Origin of the sequence: Caballeronia sp. LZ024 (assembly GCF_031451455.1) — a bacterium.
Classification (GTDB): Bacteria; Pseudomonadota; Gammaproteobacteria; order Burkholderiales; family Burkholderiaceae; genus Caballeronia; species Caballeronia telluris.
In genome coordinates this window covers 1-584 of the sequence record NZ_JARUXL010000049.1, presented here as the reverse complement: position 1 = coordinate 584, position 584 = coordinate 1, and the positions used below count along the sequence as shown (strand labels likewise).

At 56.2% G+C, this 584-nt stretch carries 1 protein-coding gene; it reads left to right on the top strand.

From position 1 onward, the window contains the following. A partial coding sequence (locus QCE48_RS31685) for a hypothetical protein (protein ID WP_309794492.1) occupies nt 1-299 on the top strand: 299 nt, incomplete at its 5' end. Nucleotides 300-584: the final 285 nt, after the last annotated feature.

Genomic DNA, 584 nt, shown 5'->3' with positions numbered 1-584 from the left:
TGCGCATGGAATTCCGACTCAGACCAGCGCTTCCTTTCGTACGGATGCGCTGCCTTTTGACGCATTGCGCACCACGTTTTGGTTTCGCACACTGCACCGGTGCGCTTTTAAGGGGGGCGCACTTCAGTGGCATCCTCTCGGTGCCGTGCTTTGAAATCCCGCCAGCCGGCGGGATTGTTTTTTGGTTCGTGTCGTTCGAAGAACACTTCGCAAAGGCGCATATTGGCTGGCCTAGGTCGTCTAACCCGTTCATTGTTTATAAAGGGCACGGACTCGGCGCTTTTTACATGCGAAAGTAGACGAGTTGGATCGGATGCCAGCCGTTCTCATGTGCTGTCGCATTCGCGCCATCACCAGCGAATTGCTTATCGATCCGCGGACCCCGCAATTCGTCCGGGTCCCCGCCGCCATCGATGTGCGCATAATCGAGCGCGCGAATCGCGACAACGCGTTGACGGAACCGCTAACGCTTGTGTAGTCATGGTGGCCGATTCTGCCGTCGAGTAGGACTACCAGTCCCGACTCGCGCGCAATCTGGAGTATGTCTAAATTCATCGCTGCCTCCATTTCTGGTCCCATCTCAA